Here is an 18,489-nt window from a genome sequence, read left to right as displayed (position 1 = left end):
ATCTTTTACCTAACAGCAAATCATAAGATCATTTTTACTTGTTTTTCATTCGGAAAGACATTGCCGTTATGATAGCATCATTCATCAATATTACATTTCTGCTTGATCGATACCGGAAGATCTAGTGAGAGAAATAATGCCGCATATCAAAGCGATCACAACAACACCAGCCCCTACATGCGCTGTACTTATTAGCGAACTAGTATGCGCCAATACGACTCCGCCAATTGCCGACCCCAATGATATTCCAATTTGCAAAGCGGAGTTGTTAATGCTTTGTTGAATATCGGATGCATCAGGATCAATTTGGATGATGTAGTTCTGTTGTGGAGGAGCAAGACTCCAACTTAACGCGCCCCAAAGCATCATCGCCACCAAGAATAAAGGAAAAGAAAAAGTGGAATATGGCAGTAAGAATAACACAATGGCAAAAGAACTAATGACTAGTAAAATACTTTTCTGAGATCCGATTCGATCAGCCAATGCTCCCCCCAACGCACCGCCGCATATGGCCGAAAGACCAAATAGGAAATAACAAATACTTATCCAATTTTGATTTAAATGGAATGCTGTTTCCAAAAATGGGGTGAAATAAGCATAGAGCGTATAATGTCCAGCCAGCATGAACATCGTTGCCAAGTGGGCGCTCGCAATTTTTATGTTTCCTAGCGACTTTATTTGGACGGATAGCGGCTGTACTCTTTCAGTAGGAATTCGCTCTAAAAATAAAGAGATGAAAACAATGGACATAAGAGAAAGAAAAGCGATGCCTAAAAATATAGTCCGCCATCCAAAGTGATCGGTAATGATAATGCCTATAGGCACACCTAAAACAAGCGATGAGCTAATTCCCATATAAATAAAGCCTAATGCTTTTGCTCTATGTGCCGGCTCGACAATCTTCGCCGTAATCGTTAACGAAAGGACAACAACTAAGGCGGTACTCATAGCTGTTATAACTCTCGCAACCATAACAAGCAAAAAATTAGGACTGAAATACGTCATGACATTTCCGAGGAAAAATATAAACAATGCGATAAGGTACAATCGTTTCCGTTCAATTTTTGCCGTCAATGATAATAAAACAGGACCGGAAATGGCATAAATAAGCGCAAACACACTAATAAGCTGTCCCGCGGTACCAAGATTGACTTGCAGATCGTCTGCCATAACAGGTAAAATGCCGCCAACAATTAATTCGACCAGACCTACTCCAATCGTAGCCGCAGCAAGTATAAAAACTTTCAAATTCATTAAGGCCCCTCCCTACACTTTTCACACCGCATTTATAAAACATTCTCCTTTAAAATTTTATTGAATCAGACTTAGTGAACCCTTTTAAAACATAAAAAACCCCTGTCCACAAAATAAGATTGCTTTTTTGTAGTCAGGAGGTTATGGTTCCTGGTAGAGACCCTCAAACCAGATTATTGAGGTTATACAAACTTGCGGTTATAAAAATTTCCATTTTAAACTCTACCACATCTATGAACTTTTTTTCAACCCTTCATTTTCTGTCTCTCGTCTCCACTTCAGTTCCCAACAAAATCATATCCGTTGGATGTGCAGGAGGAATGACTGTATGGATGAGGCAAGACATCTGTTGCATGTTTCCTTGTAAAAGCCGATCCCCGTGAATAATGGGACCCGCTTTATTCATAAAAAACTCCTTTCGTGTACCCCGACATTTTTATGAAAAAGTGAGCAGTACGTTTCAGTTTCTTATTTCGCAAAAAAACTTTCAGAAGACATTGTTCTCAAAGTGCCGTCGTTATTCTACCCTTGAAGCTGTTTCAATGCACCTGAAACCTTTCATTTATTCCCATGACAATTATATTGTTCGTTTTTTCATCAGCTGATTAGTTGTGTCCCAGACTCTCTAAAATAACTTAAATATCTACTATATTGCATCTTAAACTATGGCTTATATTTCTTGTTATGTTTTTTCTTTATTGTTGTAACCAAATAAGCTATTAAAACGATAAACAAAATCAAAATAATTGTTCCTATAAAAGTCAATAACGCCACCTACTTTCAGGTTTTATAGATGAAGCTGCGGCCAGTCACTCGCTCGGCCGTTCTGACTCATCATGGGGCGTGAACGCATTCACTTTCGAGAACCCATATTGTCTCCTGTCTTTCAAAGGCGTTACTGAACCGGCTAGCCGAATTCGTCGCAGCGCTTCAAGCTCCACTTCACCGGTTACGAGTGCTTCCACGTTCGAGTGGCCTTTTGCGATGACTCCATCCCCCGGAAAGGAAAAATCAATTGGAGAAAAGATTTCCGACCTTCCGTAGCGGGAATCTGTCAGCGTGACATGGCTTAAATGCCCAACAGAACCTGATGTCACCACAAACACCTGATTTTCAACAGCTCTGGCGCGCGCGCAATAGTGTATTCTTAAAAAGTCATGCTCGTTTTCAGCAGTAAACGGGGTAAAAATAATTTGGGCACCTTTATCAACTGCCAGACGGGCTAACTCGGGAAACTGAATATCGTAACCGATCAAGATGGCTATCTTACCGCATTCGGTATCCAATACTTTCAACTCGGTCCCCGGCTGTATCCCAAACCACTTTTCTTCTTCTGAGGGAATATGCAGTTTATACTGCTTATCCATCGTTCCGTCTCTATTAAAAAGGAAAGCAACACTATACAGTTCGTTGTTTTCTTGGACATAGTGAGAGCCGGCAATAATGTTGATGCTATATTTTAAGGCTAAATCGGAAAATAGATTCATGTATTCATTTGTGTAAGAAGCCGCTTTTTGCGCTTGGCCGCTTGGAAATCTTTCCTCTAAAAAAGAGGCCAATTGCATGGTAACCGCTTCCGGAAATACAATAAAATCCGAGCGGAATTTAGAACTGTTGCGGACGTAATGTTCACATTGTGTGGCAAAATCAGAAAAAGAACTGATTTTCTTCATGTCGTGTTGAACGGTCGTGATGCGGACAGGTAAAGAATGTCGGTAGTCTTTGTCAGAGGATGGAACGTAGTCTTCATTGATCCATTCCATTAATGTGGCATTTTTAAGAGATGCTTCATCACCTGTTAAATAGTTGGGCAAGACTTTTTTAAACGTAAATCCATTCATTGTTTGGAATGTAATGACAGGATCGTAGATTTTTTTCTTAATGACTTCATGCACATATTGTTCCGGCGTCAATTCATGAGCATATTGATGATAATTGGGCATTCTGCCGCCAATTATGATGCCTTTCAAATTGAGACGGCGGCACAACTGACGACGCGCTTCATACAAGCGGCGTCCAATTTTCAGCTTCCGGTAATCGGGATGAACGACAACATCCAACCCGTATAAATGGCCGCCTTTCGGGTTGTGATTACGGATATATCCATCATCTGAAATATCATCAAAAGTATGTTCCTCGCCATACTCGGCAAAATTGACAATAACGCTTGAACACGCGCCCACAATCTTCCCACCATATTCGACACAAAACTGCCCTTCCGGGAATATTCGGATGTGACTTTCATAGTGTTCCGGTTCAAAAGCGACATCGGGAATGCCAAAGCTGAGGTTGGCTACTTTTACGACCTCCGGAATGTCTTTTTGACGAATATTTCTTATGACGATTTGTTTATGTTTTATAGAAGTGTCCGTCTCACTCATGGTGCTTCCCGCTTCCTTTCTTATTTTTCATGATTTTATTTACAAGATGGGGCTGGGACATAAGTTGAAAGCTGATTAAAATTCGTAAAAGTCGTGAGAATAAAACCCGTGAAATCAAGGTTTTTAAACTTGATTCCATGCGGTTTATTCATTTTTATAGGGTTCTGTCCCAGTCTCAGCAGTACCAAGTTCCAAATAGATTGGGTACCGGATTTTACTAATTGATATCTCTTTTCCCTTCTGATCAAATTTGGTGTTGATGGATTCAGGCCTGCAAAAATTGCATTCTAACGAATGGCACGTATCCACTATTGGATCATCAAGAGTCATTTATAGTTCCTCGTACTTTTCCGGTGTCGGATTGCCGATGCACAGCCATGTTCTCCGTTTCGATAAATTCATGATGATTGAAAATACGGTTTCGGTACGCCTATGCTCGGGCGCATTTTCGTTAGGAAAATGATTAATAGAATTCGGATAATTAAATTGATCGGAAAGCCATTCTTTAAAGCTCTCCTCATCAATTGCCCTTCCTTTCGCAAGGGCGGTGCGAATCAGTTGCTCAGCACGGTTTTTCCGGATAACAGAGTCGGTGTATTTAAATTCATTCAAATCCTTCAAGTTACGCAACAAGGAGGGCGAGCAAATATGGTTTGAATGAACAATGGCTCCGTCAGGGGCCCCCATCATGTCTATTCCAAACGTTGACACCTCGATATTGGCCGCCATCGAACCACGTCCGTTTTCTTGAATGGCAAGCAAAAAGTTGGCTGCAGAAGCCATTTGACCGTCCTTCACCTTGGCAATCGCTTCGTGATAAGAGAAAGAGTTGAGTACAGCTCGCAACCCAAGGTGAATCGGTACTTCATCCGATTTTTTATCAGTGATCAATGCATTGAGGCAAACAGCAAGCCCCGCTGAATTCCATCCTATTTTTCCAATGATGCCGCCTTCGGTTACCATTGTTATATCAGGTTTTCCTTTTTGTTTTATGCGAAGCAGCAACAGGCTCGCCTTTTGACTCCCTTTCCAATCCCAGTTTTGTCCAATAATCGTCTCATCTGAAGCGGGCGGAGTCACGGCAATGGACGTGCAGCCATCAGAAAAAATCTGATCCTTTCTGCCGGTAAGCGCGATTTCACTGCGAGCATTCAACGCCAGTATATCTTCAAAATCCACTCCGGCGCCCGCCGCCACCCCCTCCATTTCTTCGAGGAAGCCGGGATCGTAATCTTCAATCGCTTTTAGATGGACAAGCGCCCGCTCTCTCGCTTCTTTCCAACCGATACGATGGTATCCGTAAAACAATTTTTCATAAGTGCCCAAGCTGATTTGGATTTGTTCTTTCCCTTCACGCCCATGTTTTTCCCCTATTTCTCTTGGTGTTCCTTCTAAATCCAATTGTTTGATCATGACAGTCTTCCTTTCTCACACAATTATGAAATGTAATCCTTTATTTTAAAGTAATATTTCATAATGCCGAGACCTTTTGCATTATGGCTGTGAAAAGGAATCGGCTTTAAGTTTGAACGGTCCAAAGGGTTGTTTTTATCTCCTTCATTTACAATATTTGCAGCAACTATTTTCCCGAGTAAGGTGGACATGGCCGCTCCGTGTCCGGCATACCCGAAAGCAAAATGAGTACCGTCATCGAGTTGCCCGATGTAAGGTATTTTTTCAATCGTAAATCCTACTTTTCCGCTCCATGTATACTCCACTTTCGCGTCTTTTAATGCGGGAAATACCTCTGTCATTCCTTTTTGCAAATGAATAAACAGGCGTTTCGCATCACGTTTGCTCGTTGTGCGGCCGGAACCGCCAAAGACCATCCGGTGATCAGCCGATAAGCGATAATAATACAGCAAATTTTTCGTATCACAGGCCGCCCGATTATTGACAATCAGCCGCTTGCACAGCTCTTCCGGCAGCCTTTCTGTTGCCAGTACGATACTTTCTACGGGTACAATGGCCCTTTTGATCAGCTTATGCAGGTCTGTCGTATAGGCATTGACAAAAATACCAATGTGCTTCGCTTTGACAGAGCCATTGCGCGTTTTGACGACCACCTCGTCTTTTGACGGATGTTCTATTTTCATAGCCTCGGAGTTTTCATAAATGGTTCCGCCATATTTTTCCACAGCGTCCGCCAATCCAAGACAGTAATTTAACGGGTGGAAAATCGCGCTTTTATCGTCGATGTGTGCGCCATGGTAATAGGTTGACTCCATTTCCGTATGCATGTCTTCCTTTTCGATCACTTTTGTTTCAAAATGATATTCATCATACAAAAATTCCTGTTCTTTTTTTAGCGAATCCAAATGGGACGGCTTGTAAGCTGTCAACATATTGCCGTTTCTGAAAAAATCACATTGGATATTTTCTTTTTCTATAATATTTGCAATTACATCCACGCAATCCATCGACATTTGAAACATCTGTTTGGCAGTCTCTCTGCCATACTTTTTGGCAAGCGCGCTCATCGGCTCCACATAACCGATTAGTACTTCCCCGCCATTTCTTCCACTTGCGCCCCAGCCAACAGACTGAGCTTCCAATACGATCGTTTTTACATTTCTTTGCTGTAAATGATATGCGACGGAAAGCCCGGTAAAGCCGCCGCCGATAATGACAACATCACATGTTTTCTCTCCTTCCAGTGAAGGTCTTTTTGGATGTTTGTTTGCTGTCGCATGCCATAATGATAGATCACTCATGGTTCCACTCCTTCAACAGTATGAATCGATCATTTCATTTTATTGTTTTACTTCCGACCATGCCCTGTCATAGTATTGAATGGCTTGCCCCACATCTACTGCGTGGAGGCCCCTTTCATAGTCTTCATCGGATAACTCCAACTCTTTTCGGACATCTTCCGGCAATAATTCCAAGGCAGCTTTGTTCGGGTTATGGTACGGGTAGTCCATCGTGATTTCTTTGCTTATTTCCGGACGAAGTATGAAGTCAATGAATTTTTCCGCATTTTCTTTATTGGGGGCATCTTTGGGAATAACAAAGTTGTCTTGCCATAAGCTTAAGAAATCTTTGGGAATAACGGCTTTAATGCTCGGGTTTTCCCTCATGGCCAAAGCCGCTTCTGCTCCATACACGATACCCGCTTTTACTTCGCCACTGACGAGCAAGTTTTTCGGGCTGTCACTGTCAAATGCCTTTATATTTGGCATTAATTTTCTTAATTCCTCCCCGGCTTTCATGATTTCCTCTTCACTGGTGCTATTTGTGGAATATCCAAGCATTTCAAGCATGGCGCCAAGCATCGTACGCGGGTCATCCAATACGACAAGGCTGTCTTTTAACGACGGATCAAACAAGTCTTTATATTCATCAATCTCAATATCTACCAAATCTTCGTTATAGGCAATCACTTCCGTTCCCCACATATACGGAACCGAGTAATCGTCATTTGGGTCAAAATCCCACCCCAAAAACTTTTCATCAATGTTTTTTAAATTTGGAATATTTTCCTTATTTATCTTCTCCAGTTTTCCTTCATTGATTAATACTTCAATAAAATACGTGGATGGCACTGCCAAATCATAGGTGGCATTTCCGACATTTAATTTCGCTAACAGCTCTTCATTGGAAGAAATCGTGCTGTAGTTCACTTTAATCCCTGTTTCTTCTTCAAATTGCTGAATGAGGTTTTCAGGCAAATATTCGGACCAATTTAAAACATTGACGACATTCTCTTCTTTTCCCCCCGTACTTCCTCCCCCGCATCCAGTGGCAATAAACAACGCAAGTATAGCCACAATCATTAACATGCCAAGCTTTTTTCTCATCCAAAACCTGCCCCCTTTTAATGTTATTTGAAAATTTAACCAACGGGCCATTTACATATCAATGGCAAGCTCTTCCACATACGCGAGCACCATTCCTTTCAGGATTTCATCTCCTTCCTTCACCTCAACCGACAATAACTTTCCCCGATAGGACTTGATTAGTTCATATATACTGCCATCTGTTTTTTTGATTTGAAAAATGGTTGAACACCGCTGCAAGTCATCTTCTTGGTGAATCTGAATCTTTTTTAACATGCCTTCGCAGGGACTTACAATCATCTCTTCCATTTCCGTCTCTCCTATCGCTTTTTCTATTATACGTTTATCTAGCCGACTTTTCGTAATCGCTTTCATTTCTTCTTGTGCCAACATGCCGAAAAAGTCGCTTCTTTCCGGCATGATCGTTTTTAGCCTGCGGCATTTGCTTTACTTTTAAGAGCTTTCTTTGCTGCAACCTCATCTTTATATTCAATTTTGAATCCGATCATTCCATATAGGATGGCAATAAGCGGACTAAGCAAACATAAAAACGCAAATGGCAAATAACTCAATGTCGCGACTCCTAATGTCGTTGCCATAAAAGCGCCACACGTATTCCAAGGAACGAGCGGAGAAGTCATTGTTCCCGCATCTTCAAGTGTCCTCGATAAATTTTTGGATTTCAATCCCCTTTTCTCATATTCTGCTGCATACATGCGCCCCGGCACGATGATTGACAAGTATTGATCACATCCGACAATATTGGCGGAAATACATGTTGCGACAGTTGTCGCAATTAAACTTCCCGTTTTCTTCGCCAATTTTAGTAAACTATGAACAATTGTTTCGAATATCTTTGTTTTTTCAAGGACACCTCCGAAACACATCGCAATAATGATAAGTGAAACCGTATACAAAACAGATTCAATACCGCCGTTATTGAGAAGAGTGTCTACTACTTTGATATTCGTTTCAATAGAATAGCCGTAATACAAAATGCCGATGGCATCGCCTACAGGCACCTTTTGGACAACTATGGCACAAAATGTTCCGATCAGCGCGCCTATCGTCAATCCAGGCAAAGCAGGGATTTTCATGATCATCATAAAAATAATGAATACCGGTCCGAGCAATAACCACGGGGAAATCGTGAATATGTCCGCGAGTTGGGATTGAAGAAGACCAACCTCGGAAATCTTGGAACCCTTTCCGGCAAATTTCAAGCCCATAACCGCATAAATAATGAGTGAAATGACAAGAGCCGGTACAGTCGTATAAAGCATATGCCTAATATGTTCAAATAGCTCCGCTCCGACAATCCCCGGAGCCAAATTCGTTGTTTCGGATAACGGGGAAATTTTATCGCCAAAATATACACCTGAGATGACTGCTCCCGCGACCATTGCCGGATTCATTCCGAGACCGTGGCCGATTCCCATAATGGCGATTCCAATCGTCCCGGCGGCAGTCCAAGCATTGCCTGATGCAATGGATACAATACAGGAAATGGCGCAAGCGGCAACAAGAAAATAACCCGGAGCCAAAATATCAAGACCGTAATAAATCATCGTGGGAACAATACCGCCAGCAATCCATGACCCGATAATGGCTCCGATAACCATTAAGATCACAATAGCTTGAAGAGCCATTCTGACAGCATCAAGCATGCCATTTTCAATATCCTTCCACTTATAACCGAGCCCCAAAGCGACGATGGAAGCGACACCCGCACTAAGCAAAAGGGGAATATGCGGATCGGCCTCGTAAATAAATATCCCGACAAACAGGGCTATTATCATGAATGCAATGGGAATAAGCGCAACAAATAAAGTGGGTGTTTTTACTGTTGATTTTTCTTCATTATATGTCTTCATTTAGTAACCTCCTGATGGATAAAGCGCTATCATATTTGATTGCAATTTTTATGCCAAGCTTGTGAACGCTAATTAGCAACGTTTACATCAGCAAAATGAAGCTGTTGTATTCACCATTGCATAACCTTTTCTTTTTTGCATGATTTTTGGCAGACGCAACCGAAAATAAGCCTGAACCCCTATTTTGGACTCAGGCTTGATTTATAAAAAGCGCCACATTCAAAAAACCGTTTTATGCATCGGGCCGTTCATATACAACTTTACTCTACCTTTATATTGAAAGTTCCTTCACGAATACCTGTTCATTTTTTGCTTCCCGCTACTGTTCAGCTTTCCCCATTATCACCCAGCTATCATAGACAAGTCATGAGAGAGAACTAGGCTTCCAATTCATCAAAAGCAATCTGAGGAGGCTCCTTTTTAAAGAAATTCGTCGTAAACGCTAAGTAAATGGTTCCCAACAGCGCCCATATAAGGCCTGCTATAATGGAAAAGATATCAAGACTGATCCATAGGTAAACAACAAATGCCAAGCCGATGAGTGGAAAAAGAAGACTACTTACAGTAAAACCAAATGAACGAGGACCTTTGTGTTTGAAAAAAGAAATGATCACACAAAGGTTCACGAATGAAAACGCCGTAAACGCCCCGACATTGATCAGAGAAGTAGCCGCTTCTAAGCTAAGGAAAATGGCCGAAGTAGACAAAACTCCGATAAGCAGAATGTTAGCCACAGGAGAATTAAATTTCGGATGCAAGTATCCAAAAAAGCGCTTCGGAAGCACCCCGTCCCTTCCCATCGCATAAAGAAGTCTTGATGCACTAAGCTGTGCGGCTAAACCCGAAGCAAAGACAGAGAACAATGCTCCCGACAAGAAAAAGGACAAAAATAAATTTCCACCAATGATCACGGCAATTTCTGGGGAAGCTCCTTCAATATCCTTAAAAATGGAAACGTCAGGAAACAGAGACTGCATAAAATAAGTGACAGTGAAAAAGAAAACGCCGCCAATTCCAGCTACGAGAAGAATCGCTTTCGGAATGGTCTTTTTCGGATTTATTGTATCTTCCGACAAGGTTGTGATTGCATCAAACCCGATAAACGAGAGAGCCAATAATGCTGCCGCCCCAAATAATTCTGGCACCTCACCCCCGGAAGGGAAAATGTCACCGATCGGGATAAAACTCTCCGGCCCTTTCACGATTGAACGAATCGTAAGGTACGCAAAGATCACCCCAACCAACGCCTGGAAAATAACAAGAAGCATATTGACCGAAGCAGCAATTTTTACACCGAAAATATTTAAGAAGGTGATGATAGCGATCAGGCCAACAACCCAAAGCCAACCTGGAACTTCCGGAAATCCGGCTGATAAATAAATATCAGCAAGCAAAGCATTAATCATCGGAAGCGCTATATAGGCAATAAATGTGACCCAACCAACAATAACACCCAAATAAGGATTGATCACATTTCTCGTATACGTATAGACAGAGCCCGCGCTGGGAAATTGCCTGACAAGCTTTCCATAACTGAGCGCCGTGAACAAAATGGCAACAAATACAACGATATAGGCGGCTGGCACATGGCCGGAGGATATATCGGAAGCGATGCCGAATGTATCAAACACCGCCATTGGTGACATGTACGCAAGTCCTATGGCAACAACATGCATTAACTTTAGTTTTCTTTCAATTTGATTGGTTTGTTCCATACAAGTTTCATACCTCGCAAGTTTTATGTCTAGAGAAGGGCGACACGACGCGAATGCGTTTTCACGATGTGGGCAATTCCCCGCTTTTGGCACGGGAGTCTTGCCTGGCGAAAGTTGCCAGGCCAAATCCCGTTATTCTAAGTTAATCCACACACTTTTCACTTCTGTATAATTTTCTAGCGCATAAGAGCCCATTTCACGTCCAATACCAGACTGCTTATAACCTCCAAACGGAACGGCCGCGTTTGTAAGATTGTAGCAGTTGACCCAAACCGACCCTGCCTTTAATTTATCGGCTACAACGTGGGCATTTTTCAGGTTTTCCGTCCACAATCCCGCTCCAAGTCCGTAAGGGCTGTTATTCGCCCGTTCAATCACTTCATCAATTGTTTTATATGGCATACAAGCGACGACAGGCCCAAAAATTTCTTCCTGCGCAATTGTCATATGCTCTTCAACTTGAGAAAAAACAGTCGGGGCAACGAAATAGCCTTTATCGAATGTTTCTCCGCCGGCCAAAAGATTGGCCCCTTCTTCAATGCCTTTTTGAATATAAGAAGTGACGATGTCTTGCTGCCTTTTAGAAACAAGCGGACCCATTTCTGTATCTTCTGACAAACCATTTCCCAACTTTACATTTTTAGCATAATCGGCAAGCCTTGCCATGACCTCATCGTACATATGCTCAGGAATGTATGCTCTTGAACCGGCACAGCATACCTCCCCCTGATTGGCCATAATTCCGCTGAATACCCCAGGGATCGCTTTATCCAAATCGGCATCAGGCAAGATGATGTTCGGCGATTTGCCGCCAAGCTCAAGTGTTACACGCTTCATTGTGTTCGCGGCCTCTTTCATAATCGCCTTGCCAACACCGGTAGAGCCAGTGAAAGCAATCTTGTTCACCTTTGGATGCTTAACCAGCGCATCGCCTGCTGACTTTCCAAATCCAGGAACGATATTGATAACGCCCTTTGGAAATTCCGCTTCCTCAATAAGTTTGCCCAAATAAAGCGCCGATAGCGGCGTCTGTTCCGCCGGTTTCAAGATGATCGTACAACCCGTCGCAAGCGCCGGAGCAATTTTCCACAATGCCATCATAATCGGAAAATTCCACGGAATAATCTGGCCGACCACACCCACTGGCTCATGGCGGGTATAATTAAAAAATGATTTGGAAACCGGAATCGTTTGACCGGTCATTTTCGTCGCCCAGCCCGCAAAATACCTGAGCTGATCAATCGCTCCAGGCAAATCGGCGTTTCTCATCTCCTGAATCGGTTTACCATTATCCAATGTGTCCAACTGGGCGAGGATTTCAAAATCCCTTTCCATTAAATCAGCCAATTTATGCATCAATTTAGAACGATCCGATGCGCTGATTTTCGACCAGCTTCCTTCTTCGAATGCTTTTACAGCAGCCTCAACCGCTCTATCAATATCTTTTTCACGGGCTTCATGGACGTGAGCCAACACTTCCCCTGTTGCAGGGTTAATTGTTTCAAACGTTTGGCCATCCGCCGATTCATGCCAGCCGCCATCGATAAATAGTTTCTTCTTTTCTTCCTTTAAAAAATCTCTAACTTTTGGATGAAGTTTCAAAGTTTCACCAGTTTTCATCATTTTCATCCCCTCACTTGGAAAAAGTGGCTGGTTGGTCCAGCAATGATTCTAGTACATCGGTAGTCGAGCGCTTACGCTTTTCTTTTTGTCCAGCTTCAGCGCTCAGCGACTAGCTGACTTCGAGCCTCCTCCTACGATAAGTCAACATCGGCTCCTTCGTCGCCGTGTTTCCTTTATCTCGTCTGAGGCTCTCCAGTCCGTACGTCGCTGGTCGAGCGCTTCCGCTTTTCTTCTTAAATCGTTTTTGCGAAGGCGCCGATTGCATCATCGACAATGGCAATGATCTTTTCCACTTCGTCTTTTTGTACGATGAGCGGCGGTGCAATCGCCACGATGTTCATGCCAGGCGTGAAATCAAATGGTCTGATTAACAGTTCACGTTTATAGGACTCTTCCACAACAGTCGCGGCAGCTTTGATCGATCCGGCAAACGGTTTTCCCGCTTCTGGATCTTCCATCAAATCGAATCCGGCAAGAAGACCTCTAGATCTCGTGTTTCCGACAAATGCATATTTGTCTTCCAAATAGTCGAGCCCTTTTTTCAACTCATCTCCCATGACTCTTGCGTTTTCAATCAGGCCGTCCCGTTCGAGAATTTCGATGTTTTTCAACCCGACAGCACATGCTGTAGGATGTCCGCTGTACGTAAATCCATGCGCGAGCATTCCGTCGAATGTGTTGAATGCGTCTCTGATTTCTTCTGTCATGAGCACTCCACCAAGTTGCGCATATCCGCTTGTCATCCCTTTTGCGATCGACATGAAGTCAGGAACGACGTCCCAATGGTCCACACCGAACATTTTTCCTGTTCTTCCGAATCCGCAGATGACTTCGTCAGCAATCATATGAATATTGAATTCGTCACAAAGCTTGCGAACAGCTTGTAAATAACCTTCAGGCGGCACGTGGACTCCTCCGGCACCTTGAATCGGCTCTACGATGACAGCCGCAATTTTATCAGCGCCCTCTTTTTCAATGATGCTTCTGATGGAACCTTCATATTCAGGATGACTCTTATCTCCGAGCTCACATTCAGTCAAATGCGGCTTCGCGTTTACAATATTAGGGTCCTTTGATCCGGAAAATTCACGGTAAGCCTCGATGCCAGTCGCTCTTTGCGTCGCAACCGTAACACCGTGATAGCCTCTTTTCAAAGAAATAATGATTTTCTTGTCTTTTTTGCCTTTTAAATCCCAGTAAAATCGTGACAATTTAAATGCAGTATCATTGGACTCAGAGCCGCCGGAAGTATAGAAAATCGTATTTAAGTCGCCGGGCGAAACTTCGGCAATCTTTTCGGCCAAGCGCACGGACGCTTCATTCGAATAACCGTAGAAAGTGGTAGTGTAGGCGGCTTTTATCATTTGTTCATATGATGCTTCGGCCAATTCCTTCACACCATGGCCCAGGTTCACGTTCCACAGCATGGAAACCCCGTCAATGTATGTTTTGCCTCGCATGTCTTTTAAGTAGATGCCCTCGCCACTTGTAAAAATCAATTTCGGACCGGTTTCTGACTGCAACTTTGGATTGGTGGACGGATGAAGAATGTGCTTTTTGTCAAGTGATGACAACTCATTAAATAATGTTTCAGTTTGTTGGCTCATGTAAAATCTCTCCTTATTTTAAATTTTCTTTATTTCTTAGTGCCTGCCAGCTTCTGAACAACATATAAAAGGACATTTGCCCCTTTTTCAATATCATCATCCAATGTCAGCTCCTGCTCATTATGGCTGATTCCGTCAACACTGGGGACAAAAATCATGCCTGTATCCGCCACTTCTGCCATATATTTCGCATCGTGGCCCGGGCCGCTGAACAGTTCCATGGATGAATAACCTAATTCAGTTACCGCCTCTTTGACGGCATCTTTGACAACCGGCGCAAATAAGGTCGTCTCTGAATTCCAATCGGTTGTAATCGTTAACTCCACTTTACTTATTAACGCAATGGCACTGAGTTGCTCTTTTAATCTTTCGAAAGCATGGGACCTCAATTCGTTGTCCTCATGGCGAATATCAATCGTAAAAACTACCTCGCCGGGAATAACATTCGTGACGTTAGGGGTCACATCCATTTTTCCGACGGTTGTTTTTAAGCCTTTGATGTCATTTGCAATCTCGTTCACCTTTACAATCATTTTCGAAGCAGCCACAAGTGCGTCCTGCCTGTTTTCCATCGGAGTCGGACCCGCATGGTTCGTCTTTCCCGCTACCTTCACCGTGTACCAGTCATTGCCCTGTATTCCCTGCACAACACCAATTGTTTTTTCTTGTTCATGTAAAATTGGGCCCTGTTCAATATGCAGTTCAATAAAATTTTTGATGTTTTTTAACCGATTCTCGGAATCTCCCATATAACCAATATCTTTTAAAGCCTGTTCAAACGAAATTCCTTCATCGTCTTTAATGTGGTAAATAAAGTCTTTTGTAAAATTCCCGGTAATTCCGCCGGAACCAAGCATCGGAGGCGCAAAACGCGCTCCTTCTTCATTCGTAAAATTAATAATTTCAACAGGATATTCCGTTTCGATATCGTTTTCATTTAGAACACGAATCACTTCCAAGGCGGTTAAAACACCTAAGATGCCATCATATTTTCCGCCGCAAGGCTGTGTGTCCAAGTGGGATCCGATGGCAACGGATGGACCGTTATCCTTTTTTCCTTTTCTTCTTCCATATATGTTTCCAAAATCGTCTATTCTTACTGCAAGACCTTCCGCTTTTAACCAGTCAACAAAAATGTCGCGCATGTTCTTATCAGCTTCCGACAGTGCCAAACGGTGCAAACCGCCATGTGCGGATGAGCCGATGGAAGAGCTTATTTTTATTGTTTCAAGCAAACGCTCTCTGTTCACTTTCAATAATGTCTTTTCCATACGCATCCTCCCCACTTACATTTATCAATGCAAAAAGCGTGCCAAAAGGAATCCCTTTAAAAATAAATCCTTTTTTTAAGAAAGCCAGTCATATATAATAGATTTGCACCGATAGTGAATAAAAACGATGCGTAAGCGAATCAATTTTCGATGAATTCAGGAGGCGCTTTTATGAAAAAGTACTTTTTTAATGATCGACATTTTCATCGCGTATTCAATCACTTAAAAGATGGTATATTTATAGCTGACAAAAATGGCGTGGCACTATGGTGCAATGATACAAGTACAAGACAAATGGGCGCGCCCCGTTCAAAAATCATAGGCAGACATGTCAATGACTTGGAAAACAACGGTTTTTTCACTCCCTCCGTAACGAAAATCGTATTGGAACAAAAAGAAGCTGTGACAAAAGTCCAAACTTCCAAAGACCGGCAGTTTTTGGCGACTGGTTATCTTGTAAAAATTACAGAAGACGATGCCGAGTACATTCTCGTTCAAGTAAAAGATATTACCGAAACGGTGAAGAACTCGTTAAAGCTGGAAAAAGCGGAAGCCCTAATGCGAAAGTATTGGGAAGAGCTTCAGGAGATGAAGAAAAATCAGCATCGGGACAAAACGAGCCAACTCATCATCGGAAACAGCAAGAGCAACGAGGAATTGCTGGATTTGGTGCATAGGGTGGCCACTGTGGACGCAACCATTTTATTAACGGGTGAATCCGGTGTGGGCAAAAGCTTGATTGCCGGTGAAATCCATAAACATAGCACGCGAAAAGATAAAAATTTTGTCCAAATCAACTGTGGAGCCATTCCGGAAAACCTTTTGGAATCAGAACTTTTCGGCTATAAAAAAGGGGCTTTTACCGGAGCAAGCCATAGCGGAAAAAAAGGGCTTGTTGAAAAAGCGGATGGCGGGACATTGTTTTTGGATGAAATTGCAGAACTCCCCTTGTCCCTGCAGCCGAAGTTACTTCAATTGGTTCAAGATAAATCGTTTATCCCCGTCGGCGGCACGGAGCTAAAAAAAGTCGATATCCGGATCATCGCAGCCACCAACCAGGACCTGCCAAAAATGGTTAAGGAAAAGCGATTCCGTGAAGATTTGTATTACCGGTTGAATGTCATTTCCATCCAAATACCGGCGCTTCGGGAACGAAAAGAGGACATCCCGCCATTGGTTTATCATTACTTAAAACGATTTAATGATACATATATGAAAACATCATCCTTGGACAAAGGGGTGCTTGAATACCTTCAAAATTATAGCTGGCCCGGAAATATCCGCGAGCTGGAAAATATGATTGAGCGTTTAATTGTAACGGCAAAAGGTGACACGATCACGGTATCCGACCTGCCGGATAAAATTTTATATGAAGAGTTCATGGACCATTCGATCCGAAAATTAAATAATCAAAGCCTTCCAGATTATTTGGAAAAAATCGAGAAAAGACTAATTGAAGAAGCGAAAATGAAATATCCTTCCACGAGAAAGGCGGCTCAGTCTTTGGGATTGACGCAATCCTCCTACTTAAGACGGTTAAAAAAATATGGATTGTAACTGTCCGGATAACGTAGAGCAGACGGCGCCATTGGGAAGGTACGTTGCGGTAAGATGTTTCAAGAACATGGCTCCCCAGGCGGCCTTGCACGCTGCTCCTCAAAAGCAACCTTTTTCCTCATGACATAAAACTCCATGAAGCAAGAGGTTATTCAAAAAGCTGAGAAGCGACCTTGCCGGAACCGCATAGGCAAGATCGCGCTTAGCAAAACAGTGATAATTTCCCGAGTGGCATAAAAGTTGCATGATAATATCAGTGAACATAAATGGAGGGGATAGTAATGGCACGTACGATAAACAGTACACCCAGAACAGATGGATTTAGAATGCCTGGCGAGTTTGAGGAACATGAAAGAACATGGATGCTTTGGCCAGTCAGAACAGATACTTGGAGAGCTGGAGCCAAGCCAGCACAACGAGCTTTTGCAGAGGTGGCGAAAGCGATTTCACAATTCGAACCGGTTACGGTGTGTGTTAGAGCGGAACAGTTCGAAAATGCCCGCGCTCTTTTGGACGAGCAAATACGGGTCGTCGAAATATCATCTAATGATGCTTGGATGCGTGATATAGGACCCACTTTTGTCAAAAATGACAAAGGTGAAGTGCGAGGCGTGGATTGGGGATTCAATGCCTGGGGAGGTTTGGAAGAAGGACTGTACTTCCCCTGGGATCAAGATCAACTTGTAAAAAGGAAAGTATTAGAAATTGAACAAATTGATCGCTATGACGCAAAAGACTTCATACTAGAAGGCGGCGCCATCCATGTAGACGGGGAAGGTACGCTCATTACAACAGAGCAATGCGTTTTAAACCCGAACCGGAATCCACGTATGTCAAAAGAAGAAGTCGAGGAAAAACTCAAAGAGTATTTAAATATTGAAAAAATCATTTGGATCAAAGAAGGTCTTGTTGGTGACGAAACCGACGGACACGTAGATGAAGTACTATTTTATGTGCGGCCCGGAGAAGTTGCCATCAGTTGGACCGATGATCCTGCACACCCGCAATATGAAGTACTTCAAAAAACCTATAAACAACTTGAGGAGGAAGTGGACGCCAAAGGGCGAAAACTGAAAATCTATAAAATTCCGCTGCCGCGGCAAATTACCATTACAAAAGCAGAAAGCAATGAAATTGATTTCGCCGCCGATGCTTATGACCGCTCAGCCGATACAACATTTATTGCAACTTACATTAATTGCTATTTATGCAATGGCGGGGTGGTATTGCCGGCGTTTGATGATCCGAAAGATGAAGAGGCGGTAAATATTTTTAAACAGATGTACCCGGATCGAAAGGTCGTTACAGTGAATACACGTGAAGTCTCTCTTGGCGGAGGCAATATTCACTGCATTACCCAGCAGCAACCCAAAGCGTAAAGCTGAGCGAAACACATAAGACACGATACGATAGCCCTCAAGCAACAGG

The 18,489-nt window shown here is 42.9% G+C and carries 14 protein-coding genes and 1 riboswitch; of the genes, 2 read left to right on the top strand and 12 right to left on the bottom strand.

The window, feature by feature from the left end:
- Positions 1-90: 90 nt before the first annotated feature.
- The 12 genes from JOC94_RS12770 to JOC94_RS12715 all read right to left on the bottom strand — a co-directional run bounded on the left by JOC94_RS12770 (position 91) and on the right by JOC94_RS12715 (position 15,504).
- A complete protein-coding gene (locus JOC94_RS12770) occupies positions 91-1,254 on the bottom strand; it encodes an MFS transporter (protein WP_077109487.1) in 1,164 nt (387 codons plus the stop codon).
- A gap of 110 nt (positions 1,255-1,364) precedes the next feature.
- Positions 1,365-1,464, bottom strand: a riboswitch (purine riboswitch).
- 43 nt (positions 1,465-1,507) lie between these two features.
- Complete coding sequence (locus tag JOC94_RS12765) at positions 1,508-1,660, bottom strand: hypothetical protein (protein WP_171973765.1); 153 nt, start codon at positions 1,658-1,660, stop codon at positions 1,508-1,510.
- 403 nt (positions 1,661-2,063) lie between these two features.
- Positions 2,064-3,635 carry a bifunctional GNAT family N-acetyltransferase/carbon-nitrogen hydrolase family protein gene (locus JOC94_RS12760; RefSeq protein ID WP_205179514.1) on the bottom strand — a complete coding sequence of 524 codons (1,572 nt, stop codon included), beginning with the start codon at positions 3,633-3,635 and terminating at the stop codon, positions 2,064-2,066.
- 330 nt (positions 3,636-3,965) lie between these two features.
- Positions 3,966-5,048, bottom strand: a complete 1,083-nt coding sequence (locus tag JOC94_RS12755) for a C45 family autoproteolytic acyltransferase/hydolase (protein ID WP_205179512.1) — start codon at positions 5,046-5,048, stop codon at positions 3,966-3,968.
- 23 nt (positions 5,049-5,071) lie between these two features.
- Positions 5,072-6,349, bottom strand: a complete 1,278-nt coding sequence (locus JOC94_RS12750; protein WP_205179510.1) for an NAD(P)/FAD-dependent oxidoreductase — start codon at positions 6,347-6,349, stop codon at positions 5,072-5,074.
- 39 nt (positions 6,350-6,388) lie between these two features.
- Positions 6,389-7,435, bottom strand: coding sequence for an ABC transporter substrate-binding protein (locus tag JOC94_RS12745; RefSeq protein WP_205179508.1), 1,047 nt, complete (start codon positions 7,433-7,435; stop codon positions 6,389-6,391).
- A gap of 51 nt (positions 7,436-7,486) precedes the next feature.
- Complete coding sequence (locus JOC94_RS12740) at positions 7,487-7,834, bottom strand: hypothetical protein (protein ID WP_205179506.1); 348 nt, start codon at positions 7,832-7,834, stop codon at positions 7,487-7,489.
- Between the two features lie 8 nt (positions 7,835-7,842).
- On the bottom strand, positions 7,843-9,288 hold the full coding sequence (nhaC, locus tag JOC94_RS12735; protein ID WP_205179505.1) for a Na+/H+ antiporter NhaC: 1,446 nt from the start codon (positions 9,286-9,288) through the stop codon (positions 7,843-7,845).
- 377 nt (positions 9,289-9,665) lie between these two features.
- Positions 9,666-11,003 carry an APC family permease gene (locus tag JOC94_RS12730; RefSeq protein ID WP_205179503.1) on the bottom strand — a complete coding sequence of 446 codons (1,338 nt, stop codon included), beginning with the start codon at positions 11,001-11,003 and terminating at the stop codon, positions 9,666-9,668.
- 132 nt (positions 11,004-11,135) lie between these two features.
- Positions 11,136-12,623 (bottom strand): aldehyde dehydrogenase family protein, encoded by a 1,488-nt coding sequence (locus JOC94_RS12725; RefSeq protein ID WP_205179531.1) that lies wholly within the window; start codon positions 12,621-12,623, stop codon positions 11,136-11,138.
- A gap of 236 nt (positions 12,624-12,859) precedes the next feature.
- Positions 12,860-14,233, bottom strand: coding sequence for an aminotransferase family protein (locus tag JOC94_RS12720; protein WP_077109478.1), 1,374 nt, complete (start codon positions 14,231-14,233; stop codon positions 12,860-12,862).
- Between the two features lie 29 nt (positions 14,234-14,262).
- Positions 14,263-15,504, bottom strand: coding sequence for a Zn-dependent hydrolase (locus JOC94_RS12715; RefSeq protein WP_077109477.1), 1,242 nt, complete (start codon positions 15,502-15,504; stop codon positions 14,263-14,265).
- A 171-nt stretch (positions 15,505-15,675) separates the two neighbouring features.
- Here JOC94_RS12715 and JOC94_RS12710 point away from each other — a divergent pair, with 171 nt between their 5' ends.
- Positions 15,676-17,061: a sigma-54 interaction domain-containing protein gene (locus JOC94_RS12710; protein WP_205179502.1), complete on the top strand. Its 1,386-nt coding sequence runs from the start codon at positions 15,676-15,678 to the stop codon at positions 17,059-17,061.
- A 281-nt stretch (positions 17,062-17,342) separates the two neighbouring features.
- Entirely contained in the window at positions 17,343-18,440 is a 1,098-nt protein-coding gene (gene aguA, locus JOC94_RS12705; protein ID WP_077109475.1) for an agmatine deiminase, read from the top strand.
- Positions 18,441-18,489 lie beyond the last annotated feature (49 nt).

The sequence above is a fragment of the Siminovitchia thermophila genome (genome assembly GCF_016909185.1).
In the GTDB taxonomy this organism is placed as follows: Bacteria; Bacillota; Bacilli; order Bacillales; family Bacillaceae_C; genus Siminovitchia; species Siminovitchia thermophila.
This window is presented reverse-complemented; position numbering and strand designations above follow the sequence as displayed.

Bases quoted from the DNA above. Each gene is read 5' to 3' on its own strand.
- JOC94_RS12720 (WP_077109478.1), bottom strand. From the start codon at position 14,233: ATGAGCCAACAAACTGAAACATTATTTAATGAGTTGTCATCACTTGAC.
- JOC94_RS12750 (WP_205179510.1), bottom strand. From the start codon at position 6,349: ATGAGTGATCTATCATTATGGCATGCGACAGCAAACAAACATCCAAAA.
- JOC94_RS12745 (WP_205179508.1), bottom strand. From the start codon at position 7,435: ATGAGAAAAAAGCTTGGCATGTTAATGATTGTGGCTATACTTGCGTTG.
- JOC94_RS12725 (WP_205179531.1), bottom strand. From the start codon at position 12,623: ATGAAAACTGGTGAAACTTTGAAACTTCATCCAAAAGTTAGAGATTTT.
- nhaC (WP_205179505.1), bottom strand. From the start codon at position 9,288: ATGAAGACATATAATGAAGAAAAATCAACAGTAAAAACACCCACTTTA.
- JOC94_RS12715 (WP_077109477.1), bottom strand. From the start codon at position 15,504: ATGGAAAAGACATTATTGAAAGTGAACAGAGAGCGTTTGCTTGAAACA.
- JOC94_RS12755 (WP_205179512.1), bottom strand. From the start codon at position 5,048: ATGATCAAACAATTGGATTTAGAAGGAACACCAAGAGAAATAGGGGAA.
- JOC94_RS12760 (WP_205179514.1), bottom strand. From the start codon at position 3,635: ATGAGTGAGACGGACACTTCTATAAAACATAAACAAATCGTCATAAGA.
- JOC94_RS12740 (WP_205179506.1), bottom strand. From the start codon at position 7,834: ATGCCGGAAAGAAGCGACTTTTTCGGCATGTTGGCACAAGAAGAAATG.
- JOC94_RS12730 (WP_205179503.1), bottom strand. From the start codon at position 11,003: ATGGAACAAACCAATCAAATTGAAAGAAAACTAAAGTTAATGCATGTT.
- aguA (WP_077109475.1), top strand. From the start codon at position 17,343: ATGGCACGTACGATAAACAGTACACCCAGAACAGATGGATTTAGAATG.
- JOC94_RS12770 (WP_077109487.1), bottom strand. From the start codon at position 1,254: ATGAATTTGAAAGTTTTTATACTTGCTGCGGCTACGATTGGAGTAGGT.
- JOC94_RS12710 (WP_205179502.1), top strand. From the start codon at position 15,676: ATGAAAAAGTACTTTTTTAATGATCGACATTTTCATCGCGTATTCAAT.
- JOC94_RS12765 (WP_171973765.1), bottom strand. From the start codon at position 1,660: ATGAATAAAGCGGGTCCCATTATTCACGGGGATCGGCTTTTACAAGGA.